At 61.8% G+C, this 14,385-nt stretch carries 11 protein-coding genes; 5 read left to right on the forward strand and 6 right to left on the reverse strand.

Annotated elements, in window-relative coordinates; translation table 11 throughout:
- Nucleotides 1-4: 4 nt before the first annotated feature.
- The 3 genes from QMK47_RS26670 to QMK47_RS26680 all read right to left on the reverse strand — a co-directional run bounded on the left by QMK47_RS26670 (nucleotide 5) and on the right by QMK47_RS26680 (nucleotide 4,624).
- A complete protein-coding gene (locus QMK47_RS26670) occupies nucleotides 5-1,129 on the reverse strand; it encodes an ABC transporter ATP-binding protein (RefSeq protein WP_214509844.1) in 1,125 nt (374 codons plus the stop codon).
- Between the two features lie 345 nt (nucleotides 1,130-1,474).
- The gene (locus tag QMK47_RS26675) at nucleotides 1,475-2,104 is read right to left on the reverse strand and encodes a response regulator transcription factor (protein ID WP_122566692.1); all 630 of its coding nucleotides are present in this window, start codon (nucleotides 2,102-2,104) and stop codon (nucleotides 1,475-1,477) included.
- A 123-nt stretch (nucleotides 2,105-2,227) separates the two neighbouring features.
- Nucleotides 2,228-4,624 carry a PAS domain S-box protein gene (locus QMK47_RS26680; protein WP_320389535.1) on the reverse strand — a complete coding sequence of 799 codons (2,397 nt, stop codon included), beginning with the start codon at nucleotides 4,622-4,624 and terminating at the stop codon, nucleotides 2,228-2,230.
- Between the two features lie 74 nt (nucleotides 4,625-4,698).
- Between QMK47_RS26680 and QMK47_RS26685 the strand changes: the two genes are divergently transcribed.
- A complete protein-coding gene (locus tag QMK47_RS26685; protein WP_320389536.1) occupies nucleotides 4,699-5,691 on the forward strand; it encodes an alpha/beta hydrolase family protein in 993 nt (330 codons plus the stop codon).
- A gap of 216 nt (nucleotides 5,692-5,907) precedes the next feature.
- Here the strand turns inward: QMK47_RS26685 and QMK47_RS26690 are convergent, their stop codons facing one another.
- The 3 genes from QMK47_RS26690 to QMK47_RS26700 are packed head-to-tail and all read right to left on the reverse strand — an operon-like array spanning nucleotide 5,908 to nucleotide 8,370.
- A complete protein-coding gene (locus QMK47_RS26690) occupies nucleotides 5,908-6,675 on the reverse strand; it encodes a TerB family tellurite resistance protein (protein ID WP_253469910.1) in 768 nt (255 codons plus the stop codon).
- A gap of 1 nt (nucleotide 6,676) precedes the next feature.
- Nucleotides 6,677-7,348 (reverse strand): N-acetylmuramate alpha-1-phosphate uridylyltransferase MurU, encoded by a 672-nt coding sequence (murU, locus tag QMK47_RS26695; RefSeq protein ID WP_258689539.1) that lies wholly within the window; start codon nucleotides 7,346-7,348, stop codon nucleotides 6,677-6,679.
- Nucleotides 7,345-8,370 (reverse strand): aminoglycoside phosphotransferase family protein, encoded by a 1,026-nt coding sequence (locus tag QMK47_RS26700; protein ID WP_320389537.1) that lies wholly within the window; start codon nucleotides 8,368-8,370, stop codon nucleotides 7,345-7,347. The genes murU and QMK47_RS26700 overlap by 4 nt, the downstream gene beginning before the upstream one ends.
- 130 nt (nucleotides 8,371-8,500) lie before the next feature.
- On the opposite strand from QMK47_RS26700, the gene QMK47_RS26705 reads away from it, so the two are divergent.
- Genes QMK47_RS26705 through rsmA form a run of 4 tightly spaced genes read left to right on the forward strand, consistent with a single transcriptional unit; the run spans nucleotide 8,501 to nucleotide 14,367 of the window.
- Nucleotides 8,501-11,269, forward strand: a complete 2,769-nt coding sequence (locus QMK47_RS26705; RefSeq protein ID WP_253469919.1) for an LPS-assembly protein LptD — start codon at nucleotides 8,501-8,503, stop codon at nucleotides 11,267-11,269.
- Nucleotides 11,250-12,566, forward strand: coding sequence for a peptidylprolyl isomerase SurA (gene surA / locus QMK47_RS26710; protein WP_152667581.1), 1,317 nt, complete (start codon nucleotides 11,250-11,252; stop codon nucleotides 12,564-12,566). The genes QMK47_RS26705 and surA overlap by 20 nt, the downstream gene beginning before the upstream one ends.
- Nucleotides 12,563-13,552: a 4-hydroxythreonine-4-phosphate dehydrogenase PdxA gene (gene pdxA, locus QMK47_RS26715; protein WP_214509851.1), complete on the forward strand. Its 990-nt coding sequence runs from the start codon at nucleotides 12,563-12,565 to the stop codon at nucleotides 13,550-13,552. Before surA ends, pdxA begins: the two co-directional genes overlap by 4 nt.
- Entirely contained in the window at nucleotides 13,549-14,367 is an 819-nt protein-coding gene (gene rsmA / locus QMK47_RS26720; protein WP_018607222.1) for a 16S rRNA (adenine(1518)-N(6)/adenine(1519)-N(6))-dimethyltransferase RsmA, read from the forward strand. Before pdxA ends, rsmA begins: the two co-directional genes overlap by 4 nt.
- Nucleotides 14,368-14,385 lie beyond the last annotated feature (18 nt).

Consider the following 14,385-nt stretch of genomic DNA (forward strand, 5'->3'; position numbering starts at 1 on the left):
GCGATCAATTCGCCTCTAGAAGGGGATCGAGCGCACGCACATGCTCGACTTGCCAGCCAAGCGGAACCACGTCCCCGACGGCGAGCGCGGGATCGAGCTCGGCAATCGGCTGTTTCACGAAGAAGTCGGTCTTGCCGCAGACTTCCAGGCGAACCCGGACGTGGTCGCCCAGATAGATGAATTCCGCCACCCTCCCTGAGAAGCGGTTGACACATTGTTCGCTGACGCCGTTGAGGCTCACCCGTTCCGGACGGATCGACAGGGTCACCGGCTCGCCGGGCTGGCCGACGTTCACCGCCAGGGCCTCGACCTTCTCGCCACGCCCCAGCTCCACCAGGCAACGGTCGCCGGTGTGACTGTGCAGACGACCGTTGAGACGGTTGTTTTCGCCGATGAAGTTGGCGACGAAGGTGTTTTTCGGCTCTTCATACAGTGTGCGCGGTGGGGCGATCTGCTGGATCTCGCCCTGGTGGAATACCGCCACGCGGTCGGACATGGTCAGGGCTTCGCCCTGGTCGTGAGTCACGTAGACCACCGTCACGCCCAGGCGCTGGTGCAGGTGTTTGATTTCCATCTGCATGTGCTCGCGCAATTGCTTGTCCAGCGCACCCAGGGGTTCGTCCATCAGCACCAATTGCGGCTCGAACACCAGCGCCCGGGCCAAGGCCACCCGTTGTTGCTGGCCGCCGGACAATTGCGCCGGGTAGCGTTGGGCGAAGCTGTCCAGCTGGACCATGCTCAAGACGCGCTTGACCCGATCACTCACGTCGCTCTTGTTCAGGCCACGCACCGTCAGCGGGAACGCCAGGTTCTCGGCGACGGTCATGTGCGGGAACAAGGCGTAGTTCTGGAACACCATGCCGATGTCGCGCTTGTGCGGCGGCACATTGTTGATCGAGCGCCCGGCCAGCAGGATCTCGCCGGCGGTGGGGGTTTCAAACCCGGCGAGCATCATCAGGCTGGTGGTCTTGCCGGAGCCGGAAGGCCCGAGCAGGGTCAGGAACTCGCCTTTGCGAATATCCAGGTTGAGGTCTTTGACGATCAGGTTCTCGCCGTCGTAGCTCTTTTGCACACCACGAAAGCTGACCAGCACATCACTGGCCCCCGCGCTTGAATCGACCTGGCTCATACCCGCACCTTTTGTTTTGATGACTGCTTGTGAGTCAAGCCTAGTGGAGCCTGGGGCCTGCGCAAATCGGGACGCAGGAGAGAATCACCTCAGCCGGATGGAAGAGTCGGGGTAGGGATTGCCCTACAGGGATGGCGGGATTGGGTAAATGCAGTGGCGCGTTTTAAGCGGCAAGCAGCAAGTAGGGGCAAAAAGCGCTGTTGGGGCGTGTCGCAAATGGATATGCCAACACGAAACCCTGTGGGAGCGAGCTTGCTCGCGATAGCGGAGTGTCAGCCAACATCAATACTGAATGTGCTGCCGCCATCGCGAGCAAGCTCGCTCCCACAGCGGGAGTGGTGAAGCTCAGAGCAACTTGTGCTCCATCGCATATTTCACCAGCTCCGCCAACGAAGTGATGTTGAGCTTCTGCATCAGCCGTGCCTTGTGGGTGCTGATGGTCTTGCTGCTCAGGGCCAGTTGCTGGGCGATATCGTTGACGTTGGCGCCCTGGGCCAGGCGTTCGAAGACTGAGAATTCACGCTCGGACAGCAGCGAGTGCAGCGGTCGTGCGTCGGTCAGGCCGACTTCGAAGACCATGCGGTCGGCCAGGTCCGGGTCGATATAGCGTCCGCCGGCGGCGACCTTGCGAATCGCCATGAGCAGCAGGGCCGGATCACTGTCCTTGGTCGCGTAGCCGGCGGCACCGACTTTCAGGGCGCGGGCAGCCATTTGCGCTTCGTCATGCATCGACAGCACCAGGATGGCCGGCGGATTGTTCAGCGCCCGGATCCGTGGGATCGCCTCCAGGCCGTTGACGCCGGGCATGGAGATATCCAGCAGCACTACTTCGCAGGGCACATGCCGCAAGGTTTCGAGCAACTGCTCACCATTGCTCGCCTCCCCTACCACCACCAGATCCTTGGCCAGGCCGATCAGCTGCTTGATGCCTTCACGGACGATGGTGTGGTCTTCGGCTACCAGTACACGGATCACATTGTTCTCCAGATTCAGGATCTCATCGCGAGCAAGCTCGCTCCCACAGGGTGTATGTGTACATCTGAATCAATGTGGGAGCGAGCTTGCTCGCGATTGGGCCCGTCCAGGCAACCCACCCCATCAGGCCTCACGCAACGGCACCCGCACCGACAGGGTCGTCCCCTCCCCCGGCTCACTCTCCAGGGTCAACTGCCCGCCCATGATCAATACCCGTTCACGCATGCCGACCAGGCCAAAGGAGGTTGGCCGACCCGTATCGGCAATAAATCCTACACCGTCGTCGCTGACGGTCAGGCACAATTCGTCGCCCTCCTGAACCAGCGTCAGCTCTACAGTATGCGCTTGGGCATGGCGCATCACGTTGGTCAGCGCTTCCTGGAGAATCCGGAACAGGCCAATGGCCTTGGCGTCGCTCAGGGCCGGCAGGTTGTCCGGCACCTGCACCAGGCATGGGATCTGCGTACGCGCCTCGAAACGCCGAGCCTGCCATTCGATGGCCGAGGCAATGCCAGCATCCAGGATCGGCGGGCGCAGCGCCGTCGCCACGTCCCGCACCAGCTGGAACAACTGGGCAATCAGGCGCTTCATGCTATTAAGCCGCTCATGCAGGCCCGGGTCGAGTTGCGCGTAGGCCAATTCACACATGGATGTTTCTAGCTTCAACACCGTCAGCATCTGGCCCAACTCGTCGTGGACCTCCCGGGCAATGCGCGCCTTTTCCTCTTCCCGCACGCTTTCCAGGTGCGCCGACAACTCGCGCAACTGTTCCCGGGAGCTGGCCAGCTCCAGTTCGATGCGCTTGCTTTCGGTGATGTCCCAGACGATTCCGTCCCAGACGTAGGCGCCATCTTCGAGACGACGGGTGATCGCCTTGATCTCGGCCCAGCGCTCCAAGCCTTCACGGGTCAGGATGCGGCCCTGCCATGACCAGTCACTGTCGGTGTCCAGCGCCTGGTCCTGAGTGCGGTGGTAATCGGCCTTGTCCTGCGGGTGCACCAGGCTGCGCAGCCCGGTGTCGCTGCGGGCCAGGGTTGCAGGGGAATAACCCACCAGGCTTTCGCTGCCTTCGCTGATGTAGGCAAAGTCGATCTGGCCACTCACCGGCGCCCGCTCCAGGCGAAAGACCAGACCCGGCACGTTGGCGGCGATGCCTTGCAACCGCGCTTCGCTTTCGCGTAGCGCCGCCAGCGCACGTCGGCGTTCGGTCACGTCGTTGAGATAGACCACCAGGTATTCGGCGTCGCGAAAACGCAGGAAGCTCAGGGAAACGTCAGCCGGCAAGATGCTGCCATCGGCTCGCACGCATTCGGTTTCGAAACTCTGCGGCCCATCTTCACTGGCCCGGGCACGCTTCCACAGGTTCAGCCAGCGATCCATGTGCAAGCCCGGCTCGAAGTCGATCAACGGGCGGTCGATGATGGCGCCCGAGGCATAACCGAGCATGGTTTCAGCCGCTCGGTTGGCATAACGCACGTGGCTGTCCCAATTGACCCAGAGGATGCCGACCGTACTTTGATCGATGGAAAACTGCGTCAGGCGCAAGGCTTCTTCGCTGGCAGTACGCTGGGCGATGTCCTCCCTCGCGGCACGCAGACGACGCTCCAGCGCGCGTTGCTGGCGGCGCTGCCAGAACACGATGGCGACGCTGCTGAGCAGCAGGGCCAGAATCAATAGGGTCAAGTTCTGCCAGAAGCCCGGGGTCTCGGTCAGACGTGGATATTTTGGCTTGAGCCAACGGCTGTGCAGTTGCTCCAGCTCCTTGGCCGGGATCGCCTGCAAACCGCTGTCGATGATTTCGGCCAGTTCCGGCCAGTCCCGGCGCGTGGCAACCCGCAGCAACTGCGGCAGGCCGATGTCGCCCACCACCGCCAGCTCGGCGAATTCGGGCTCGACCATCAACCGCCCGAGCTGTGCCTCATCGACCACCGCGTATCGGGCCTGCTGGGTCAACAGCAATTGCAGGGCCTCGCGCTCCATCGGCACACCTTGCAGATTCAGCGTCGGGTAGTTGCTGCGCAGGTAATCGGCCGTCGCGCTGGGCATGCGCACCGCGACCCGAGCCTGGCTGTCGAGTTTCTCCAACTCCACCCCTTCGGCGCCCTTCTGCGCGCCGACGATCAGTTGCGGCACGCGCATATAGGGATCGGAAAACTGCCAGAGCTTGAGCCCGCCCGGGGATTGGGTCAGGCCCGGAGCAACGTCCACCTCACCGGCACGCACCGCTGCTTCCAGTTGTGCCAGGTCCTGGAAATTGCGCCAGGTGAGCTCGACGTTCAACGCCTTGCCCAGCCATTGCATCAACTCGACGTTAGTGCCGGACAAACGCTGCAGGCGCCGGTCGTATTGGGCATAGGGCGCCTGCAATACCAGGCCGACCCGCCATTGCGGATGTTGCACCAACCACTGGCGCTGGCCTGCATTCAATTGCACCCCATGCGCCGACGGCGCGGGCGCGGCCCACGCCATCAAGGGAAGCCATAAACAGCCGATAACCCACAGGCAGCAAAAACGCATCATCGAAGTCTCATGCACTGACAAATACTGACCAACCCATTAGGCTGCCGGAAATACTTCTGGTCATGGAATATCCGATGCCCTCTGTTTATCGCCTGGCGTTGCCAGCATTGTGCCTGTCGCTGATCCTGCCAAGTGCCTTTTCCGTACAGGCCAGCGAAACGGCGCCCGCCGTGCAGCAACCTGCCGAGGAAAAACCCGTCGAGCGCCAACCCTTGCTCGAGCGTAGCCAGGAAGAAGCGACCGCACTTGAACGAACCGTCCCAGCCCAGGAACAACAACAGTTACAGACCGGCAGCGATGCCTTCCTGGCGCTGTGGAAACCGGCCAATACCGGCGATCCCAGGGGCGCAGTCATCATAATCCCCGGTGCTGGCGAAACAGCTGACTGGCCTCAAGTTATCGGCCCTTTGCGGAAAAAGTTGCCCGATGTCGAATGGAGCAGCCTGAGTATCACCCTGCCGGACTTGCAAAGCGACGTCATTGCACCGCGCGTAGTGGAAGCACCGCCCGCGACCAAGCCGGCCGACACCGCTGCCGCAGCACCGGACGCCACCACGGCGGCGCCGATCGAACAGGTCGCAGGCGGCGAAGCCGATGCGGCAGATCCAGTCGTCGCCCAAACCGATGAAGAACATGCCAAGGCCGACGCCGAGCGTATCTTCGCCCGTATCGATGCAGCCCTGGCCTACACCGAACAGCAAAGCGCACGCCGCATCGTGCTGCTGGGCCATGGCACTGGCGCCTATTGGGCTGCACGTTACCTGAGTGAAAAGCAGCCCTCGCAGGTCGAACGTTTCGTGATGGTGGCCGCCCAGACTCCAACCACCGCCAAGCCGGCCCTGGCCGAACTGACCTCGACCTTGAAACTGGCGACCGCCGACATTTTCTACATGGACAAGCCGCTGGATAGAAACGCGGCGCTGGAGCGCTTGCAGGCGAGCAAACGCTTGAAAGGCTCGACCTTCAGCCAGGTGTCCCTCAAGGCCCTGCCGAACCCGTCGGCGGAGCAGGAGCAGCTGTTTCGTCGGGTTCGGGGCTGGTTGAATCCGCAGAAGGCAGGGGAGTAAGGGCTGGCTCAACGTTGTGTTTCGGTGCCATCCACCGTGGCGAGGGAGCTTGCTCCCGCTGGACCGCGCTGTAGGAGCTGCCGAGCGAAGCGAGGCTGCGATCTTTCCAAGACCAGTTGAATATCAAGCGAAAGATCAAGATCAAAAGATCGCAGCCTTCGGCAGCTCCTACCGCAGCCGAGCGGGAGCAAGCTCCCTCGCCACAGGGTCAGTGGGCTAGCGAAAATCCCGTCGCTCGCGAATCAACCGATAGGCGTTATGCAATTCTCGGGTTTTGTCGGTGGCTTCACGCACCTGCAAGGGCGTTGCCCCGCTGCCGGCAATCTTGTCCGGGTGATGACGACTGAGCAGGCGTCGGTAAGCGCGCTTGATCTGTGACGGTTCGCTGGTGGCCGAAACCCCCAGCAAGCGCAAGGCTTCCTGATAGGTCACCCCACTGTTGGGCCGCGACAGTTTCTGCGGCTCGTAATCAGCCGCCAGCGCCTGGACCTGTTGCGGTGTCCAGCCCAACCATCGCCCCCACTGGGCCACCAGTTCTCGCTCGCTGATACCGGCGCGCCCATCGGCCCAGACCATCCGCCAACACGCGCGCAATACCCCTTCAGCCGCATGCGGCTGGACAGCCAGGCGGCGCATGTAACCGCGCAAGCGATCGTTCCCGGACTTGCCCCGGTTGAACGCTGCGATCGCCCGGCGTTGCGCCGGCTCGCTCAAGTCCAGCGCACGCATTTCCTGGCGAGCCTGCTGGATGTGGCCATCGACCACGCGGCCATCGCTTTTCGCCAGCCGCCCCAGCAATACAAACAACAATTCATCATTGCGTAACGCCGGGCGTCCACCCAGGCGCTCACGTACCTGCGCCCAGCCCTGCAGGTTCATGCGTCGATCCAGCGCCTGTCCCAACAATGCCCCAAGCATGGCCCCCGGAATGCTGGCTATGGCAAAGCCCGCCCCGGCTCCAATCAGAGTCCCTGGCCACCACATATCAACCGCTCGCTTCTATCAAGGTTTCGACCTGCGCCAAACGTTCATGGGTGCCGACATCGACCCAATGCCCTTTGAGGTGCTCGCCACTGACGCGCCCCTCGGCCATGGCCGCGCGCAACAGCGGTGCAAGCTTGAACGCACCGTCCGAGCAACCGTCGAACAACCGCGGATGCAGGACGGCAATGCCGCTATAGGTCAGGTTGTCGGCAGGCGCGTGCCTATCGTGAACCTTTCCGTCGACCAGGACGAAATCGCCGTCTGGGTGATGCTCGGGATTATCGACGAGCACCAGGTGCGCCAACCCTTCGAGCGGCCGGCGCAAAGCGTTGAAGTCGTAGTCGGTCCAGACATCGCCGTTCACCACCACAAACGCTTCATCGCCCAGCAGCGGCAAGGCCCGGAAGATTCCACCGCCGGTTTCCAGCGGCTCGCCTTCAGGGGAAAACCGAATGCTCACGCCAAACCGTGAACCATCCCCCAGGTGATCTTCGATCTGCTGACCGAGCCAGGCGTGATTGATCACGATCTCGGTGAATCCGGCCCTGGCCAGCGCCCGCAAGTGGTATTCGATCAAGGGAACACCACCGACGCGAATCAACGGCTTTGGCGTGGTAAGGGTCAAGGGCCGCATGCGTTCGCCCTTGCCCGCCGCCAGAATCATCGCCTTCATGCCGTTGCTCCGGCCGATTGCCGCAGGCTGCCCAGAAGCTCATCGAGCGGTGCCAGCTCCGGACGACGGGCAATGACCGCTTCTATATAAGCAAAGAATCGCGGCACATCGCCGAGGTAGCGTGGCTTGCCATCACGATGACAAATGCGCGCGAAGATCCCGATGACCTTGAGATGACGCTGCACGCCCATCAAATCGCTGGCGCGCAGGAAGTCCTCGAGGTCCGGCTGAACGGGAATGCCGAGGGCGCCGGCCTGCTGCCAGTAACTCTCCAGCCAGCCGCGCACGCGCGCCTCGGGCCAACTGAGGAAGGCGTCCTTGAACAGGCAGGTCACATCGTAGGTGACGGGACCATAGACGGCATCCTGAAAGTCCAGCACGCCGGGGTTCGGCACGCTGAGCATCAGGTTGCGAGGCATGTAGTCCCGGTGCACCAGAACTTTGGGCTGGGCCAGGGCGCTGTCGATCAGCAGCTCACTGGCCTGTTGCCAGAGTTGCTGCTGGGCCGAATCCAACTCGATACCCAGCTCGCGCTTGACGTACCACTCGGGGAACAATTCCAGCTCCCGACGCAGCAGCGCGACATCGTAGCTCGGCAGCGGCGCAACCATTGGCAATTGCTGGAAAGCCAACAAGGCTTGCAGGGCATCGCGGAATAAATCGTCGGCATTTTCGCCGCTGATCACGTCCAGATAGGTCTGATTGCCCAAGTCATTGAGCAAAAGAAAGCCGCGATCGAGGTCTTCGGCATAAATTTTTGGCACGTTAATGCCGGATTTCGCCAGTAAAAAAGCAATATCCACGAAGGGTTTGCAGTTTTCCTGGGGCGGTGGCGCATCCATTACGATCAAACTGCGACCCTCGCCTTCCCAGCGGAAATAACGCCGGAAACTCGCGTCACTGCTGGCGGCGGTCAACGTGGCCGGGGGTACGACGCCCCAGCCCTGTTGAGTGAAAAGGATCGGCAGTTGTTCATCGAGCCAAACTTTCAGGTGTTGCAAGCGTACATCTTGGTCGGGCATTGCAAGGGTCTCCGACGGCGCTAGCCGTCAAGCGGGTCATGCTTTATTATCCAGCATCTTTTTCAGACCATCGAGAGGCGTGCGGCCCACACCGCGGGCAGATGGCACGCAGGAAGCCCGGACTAATAAGATGGCATTGAAATCCCCCGCGTTTCGTAAAAAATTTCCGTTGCTGGTCACCGGCAGTCTGCTGGCCCTGCAACCCCTGGCCTCTTCATTCGTCGTCGCGGCGCAGCAGTATGACTGCTCCGTCTCCGCTTCGGGTGCCTGGGACTGTGCGCCCAAGACACCGGCCGCCGCGTTGCCGCCGCGTCCCGTGCATGATGGCAGTGCGGTTTCCGACAGCGGCGCCGCTGCGGCCGACAGCAGCTCGGGCGAGGAAGCCGGCGAAAAGCCGATGCTCGTTACCGAAGCCAAGGGCCGTGGCCTGAAGTCACGCAGTGCAGACTACAGTCACCTCGATTGGGTTCCACGGGAGAACCTCACCCCGGCGCAATTGGCTGAAACCGGCCCTTACTGCTCGGGTGCCTATATCGAGCCAACCCGTCCTGGCATGAACGACAAGACGGCCAAGAGCGACGCTCCTACCTTCCTCGGCGCCAAGGCTTCACGCTATCAGCAGGAAGAACAGGTGGCGACCCTGGCCGGCGATGTGGTCATGCGCCAGGGCAGCATGCAGGTCGAGGCCGACGAGGCCAGCCTGTACCAGGCCGAGAACCGTGGTGAGCTGAGCGGCAACGTGCGGGTTCGCGACAACGGCGCACTGATCGTCGGCGACCATGCCGATGTACAGCTGGACACCGGCGAAGCCAAGGTCGACAACGCCGAATACGTCATGCACAAATCGCGCATCCGTGGTAACGCGCTGTACGCCAAGCGCGCCGAGAACGCGATCATCCGCCTCAAGGACGGTACGTACACCACGTGCGAACCGAACAGCAACGCCTGGACGCTCAAGGGCAACAACATCACCCTGAACCCGGCCACCGGCTTCGGTACCGCGACCAACGTGACGCTGCGGGTCAAGGACATTCCAGTCCTGTACACGCCTTACATTTACTTCCCGATCGACGACCGTCGCCAGTCCGGCTTCCTGCCGCCGACCATCGGCAGCGGCAGCGATACCGGCTTCCTGCTGGTTACCCCGTACTACTTCAACCTGGCACCGAACTACGATGCCACGTTGTACCCGCGATACATGGGCAAGCGTGGCCTGTTGATGGAAGGCGAGTTCCGCTACCTGACCAAGTCCAGCGAAGGTCAGTTCGGCGCGGCGTACCTCAACGACGAAGACGATGAGCGCAGCGGGCAGACCGACTACGACAAGACGCGCTACATGTACAACTGGCAGCACAAGGGCGGTCTCGATTCGCGCGTGCTGACGGAAGTCGACTACACCAAGATCAGCGATCCTTACTATTTCCAGGATCTGCAGACCGATCAGATCGGTGTCGAGTCCAGGGACTTCGTGAACCAGCAAGGTGTAGTCAGCTATCGCGGCGATAATTATGTCGCCCGCTTGAATGCCCAGGCTTACCAGATGGCGACGATTTCGAAGATCACGCCCTATAATCGCCTGCCCCAGATCACCTTCAATGGCTCCCTGCCCGAACATCCGTATGGCCTGGATTTCGCGTACAAGACAGAGTTGGTGCGATTTGATCGTGATTTGCGGACCGGTAACTACACCGACGAAGACGGTAATACTGAGCCCTTCCTCGATACTCGCGTCGCAGGCTTGGCACGGGCCAACGGCGACCGCATGAACCTGGCGCCAGTTATCAGCCTGCCGATGACCGCGTCCTACGGCTATATCAAGCCATCCCTCAAGTACCAGTACACCCAATACGATTTGGATCTGGATGGTAGGGGCAAGAGCGCCGTTGGGAACAGCTACGACAGCACGCCAAACCGCAGTGTTCCTATCGCCAGCGTCGACAGCGGCCTGTACTTCGATCGCAACACACAATGGTTCGGTACCAACTATCGCCAGACCCTGGAACCACGCCTGTTCTACCTCTATGTACCGGAGAAGGATCAGAGCGATATCCCAGTCTTCGATACCAGCGAATCGACTTTCAGCTATTCCTCGCTGTTCCGCGACAACCGCTTCACCGGCTCCGACCGTGTCGGGGACGAAAACAAGCTGTCCCTGGGCGTAACCAGCCGCTGGATTGAAGACAACGGCTTCGAACGCCAACGTGTCGCCGTTGGCCAGGCGTTCTATTTCAAGGATCGCAAGGTCCAACTGCCTGGCATCGACTTCGAGACCCGCGAAGACGCCAAGTCGGACGTCTCTCCATACGCGCTGGAATACGAATACCGCTGGAACCGCGACTGGCGCACCACCGCCACCTACAACTGGGATCCGGACACCCGCAGCCCTCGTTCGGGCAGCGCGATGTTCCACTACCAGCCGGAAGACAACCCGAACAAGGTCATCAACGCCGGTTATCGCTATCGCAACGACCAGGTCCGTTACGACGAGACCACTGGTCAATGGCAAGTGGGGGGTGGCGACTACGGCAGGCCGGGTGATCCGAACTACGTGAAGGACTACTACAAGATCAAGCAGCACGACTTCTCGGTCATCTGGCCGATCGTGCCGCAGTGGAACGCAATCAGCCGCTGGCAGTATGACTACAACCGCAACCGCACCCTGGAAGCCTTCGGTGGTTTCGAATATGACAACTGCTGCTGGAAACTGCGCCTGATCAACCGTTACTGGGTCGACTATGAAGAGTTCAGTCAAGCCGCCCCGGAAAACGAAAAAGGCGACCACGGCGTCTTCCTCCAAATTGTTCTGAAGGGACTCGGCGGCCTTACTGGCGCCAAGGTAGAGAGCTTCCTCGACAAAGGCATCCAAGGTTATCGTGAACGTGAAGACCAAGCTTTCTGATTGTCTGCGCCCGCTGATGCTGGGCGCGCTGTTCCTGGGTACCGCGGCCAACGCCGCGGTACAGTCCATCGATAAAGTGGTGGCCATCGTCGACAACGACGTGGTCATGCAGAGCCAGCTGGACCAGCGCGTCCATGAAGTGCAGCAAACCATCGCCAAGCGCGGCGGTGGCCAGCCGCCACCAGGCGTACTGGACCAGCAAGTGCTCGAACGCCTGATCGTCGAAAACCTGCAGTTGCAGATTGGCGAACGCTCCGGCATTCGCATTACCGATGAAGAACTGAACCAGGCCGTTGGCACCATTGCCCAGCGCAACAACATGAGCATCGACCAGTTCCGGGCCGCCCTGGCTCGCGACGGCCTCTCCTACGAGGACGCCCGCGATCAGATCCGCCGCGAAATGGTCATCAGCCGTGTGCGTCAGCGCCGTGTGGCCGAACGCATCCAGGTGTCGGAGCAGGAAGTGAAGAACTTCCTCGCTTCCGACCTGGGCAAGATGCAGCTTTCCGAAGAACTGCACTTGGCGAACATCCTGATTCCGACGCCGGAAAGCGCCAACTCCGAAGCGATCCAGAGCGCTTATCGCCAGGCAATGGATGTCTACCAGCAGCTCAAGCAAGGCGCTGATTTCGGTCAGATGGCCATTGCCAAGTCGGGCAGCGACAACGCCCTGGAAGGCGGTGACATGGGCTGGCGCAAGCCCGCTCAACTGCCGCCTCCGTTCGACCGCGAACTGAGCGCCATGGCCGTGGGCGACATCACCCAACCAGCGCGTACGCCAGGCGGCTTCATCATCCTGAAAGTGCTGGAGAAGCGCGGTGGTGGAACCCAGGTCCGTGACGAAGTGCATGTTCGCCACATCCTGATCAAGCCAAGCGAGATTCGCAGCGAAGCCGAGACCAAGCGCCTGGCGGAGAAACTCTACGACCGCATCGAAGCGGGTGAAGACTTTGCTGAACTGGCGAAAAATTTCTCGGAAGACCCGGGCTCTGCCCTCAACGGCGGCGACCTGAATTGGGTTGACCCCAATGCACTGGTTCCCGAGTTCCGCCAGGTCATGGCCGACACGCCGCAAGGCCAGCTGTCCAAACCGTTCAAGAGCCCTTATGGCTGGCACGTGCTGGAAGTCCTTGGCCGCCGCGCCACTGACAGCACCACCCAGGCTCGCGAACAGCAGGCAATGACTGTCTTGCGCAACCGCAAATACGACGAAGAGCTGCAAACCTGGCTGCGTCAGATTCGCGACGAAGCCTACGTTGAAATCAAACTTCCTGGTGCAGACCAGGCAGCGCAGTGAAACCCAAGCGTTTCGCGCTGACTCCCGGCGAACCAGCCGGCATCGGTCCCGACCTGTGCCTGCTGCTCGCCTCGCAAGCCCAGCCACATCCCCTGATAGCCATCACCAGTCGCGACCTGCTCCTTGAGCGGGCCGCGCAACTGGGGGTGGTCGTCAACCTGTTGCCCGTGACACCGCAGGCCTGGCCGGACGTCCCGGCGCCCGCCAACAGCCTGTATGTCTGGGATACGCCCCTGGGCGCTCCGGTCGTCACAGGGCAGTTGGACAAGACCAACGCCGCGTTCGTCCTGCAAACCCTGACCCGCGCAGGCGAAGGCTGCCTGGACGGGTCGTTCGCAGGCATGATCACCGCACCGGTGCACAAGGGTGTGATCAACGAGTCCGGGATTGCCTTTTCCGGGCACACCGAGTTCCTGGCTGAGCTGACCCACACCGAGCAAGTAGTGATGATGCTCGCCACCCGTGGCCTGCGAGTGGCCCTGGTGACCACTCACCTGCCCTTGCGGGACATCGCCGACGCCATCACCCCGGAACGCCTGGAGCGGGTCACGCGCATCCTGCACGCCGACCTGCAGGAAAAATTCGGCATCGCCCGGCCACGCATCCTCGTCTGTGGGCTCAACCCCCATGCCGGTGAAGGCGGACACCTGGGCCGTGAAGAAATCGACATCATCGAACCCACCTTGGAGCGCTTGCGCAGCGAGGGCATGGACCTGCGTGGCCCGCTGCCTGCCGACACTCTGTTTACCCCAAAATATCTGGAGCACTGCGACGCGGTGCTGGCGATGTACCACGACCAGGGCCTGCCCGTGCTGAAGTACAAAGGTTTCGGCGCGGCGGTCAACGTGACGCTGGGCCTGCCGATCATCCGCACCTCCGTGGACCATGGCACTGCCCTGGACCTGGCCGGCAGCGGCAAGATCGATACCGGCAGCCTGCAAGTCGCGCTGGAAACCGCCTACCAGATGGCCGAGACCCATTTATGACCGAGCAATACCAACACCGCGCGCGCAAGCGTTTCGGCCAGAACTTCCTGCATGACGCCGGCGTGATCGATCGCATCCTGCGCTCGATCCGGGCCAAGCCCGACGACCGCCTGCTGGAAATCGGCCCGGGCCAGGGCGCCCTGACCGAGGGTCTGCTCGATAGCGGCGCGCAACTCGATGTGGTGGAACTGGACAAGGACCTGGTCCCGATCCTCAACCAGCAGTTCGCCGGCAGGAGCAATTTCAGCCTGCACCAGGGCGACGCGCTGAAGTTCGACTTCAATAGCCTGAACGCCGCGCCGAACAGCCTGCGGGTGGTGGGAAACCTGCCGTACAACATCTCCACGCCGCTGATCTTCCACCTGCTGAGCAACGCCGGCCTGATCCGCGACATGCACTTCATGCTGCAAAAGGAAGTGGTCGAGCGCCTCGCCGCCGGCCCTGGCGGTGGTGACTGGGGTCGCCTGTCGATCATGGTCCAGTACCATTGCCGGGTCGAACACCTGTTCAACGTAGGCCCGGGTGCGTTCAACCCGCCGCCGAAAGTCGACTCGGCCATTGTCCGCCTGGTACCCCATGCCGTCCTGCCGCACCCGGCCAAGGATCATCGCCTGCTGGAGCGGGTGGTACGTGAAGCGTTCAACCAGCGTCGCAAGACCTTGCGCAACACCTTGAAACTATTGCTCAGCAGCACCGAAATCGAAGCCGCCGGCGTCGATGGCAGCCTGCGCCCAGAGCAGTTGGACCTGGCTGCGTTCGTGCGCCTGGCCGACAAACTCAGTGAACAGGTCGCCCCGCAAGTCGACGCCAACTGAACGGGTGACGATCGCTAT

The organism is Pseudomonas sp. P9_35 (assembly GCF_034008205.1).
GTDB lineage: Bacteria > Pseudomonadota > Gammaproteobacteria > Pseudomonadales > Pseudomonadaceae > Aquipseudomonas > Aquipseudomonas kilonensis.

What these genes read in the sequence shown, in the direction of transcription:
- QMK47_RS26670 (WP_214509844.1), bottom strand. Translation starts at nt 1,129, where the DNA reads ATGAGCCAGGTCGATTCAAGCGCGGGGGCCAGTGATGTGCTGGTCAGC.
- QMK47_RS26680 (WP_320389535.1), bottom strand. Translation starts at nt 4,624, where the DNA reads ATGATGCGTTTTTGCTGCCTGTGGGTTATCGGCTGTTTATGGCTTCCC.
- QMK47_RS26685 (WP_320389536.1), top strand. Translation starts at nt 4,699, where the DNA reads ATGCCCTCTGTTTATCGCCTGGCGTTGCCAGCATTGTGCCTGTCGCTG.
- QMK47_RS26690 (WP_253469910.1), bottom strand. Translation starts at nt 6,675, where the DNA reads ATGTGGTGGCCAGGGACTCTGATTGGAGCCGGGGCGGGCTTTGCCATA.
- murU (WP_258689539.1), bottom strand. Translation starts at nt 7,348, where the DNA reads ATGAAGGCGATGATTCTGGCGGCGGGCAAGGGCGAACGCATGCGGCCC.
- QMK47_RS26700 (WP_320389537.1), bottom strand. Translation starts at nt 8,370, where the DNA reads ATGCCCGACCAAGATGTACGCTTGCAACACCTGAAAGTTTGGCTCGAT.
- QMK47_RS26705 (WP_253469919.1), top strand. Translation starts at nt 8,501, where the DNA reads ATGGCATTGAAATCCCCCGCGTTTCGTAAAAAATTTCCGTTGCTGGTC.
- rsmA (WP_018607222.1), top strand. Translation starts at nt 13,549, where the DNA reads ATGACCGAGCAATACCAACACCGCGCGCGCAAGCGTTTCGGCCAGAAC.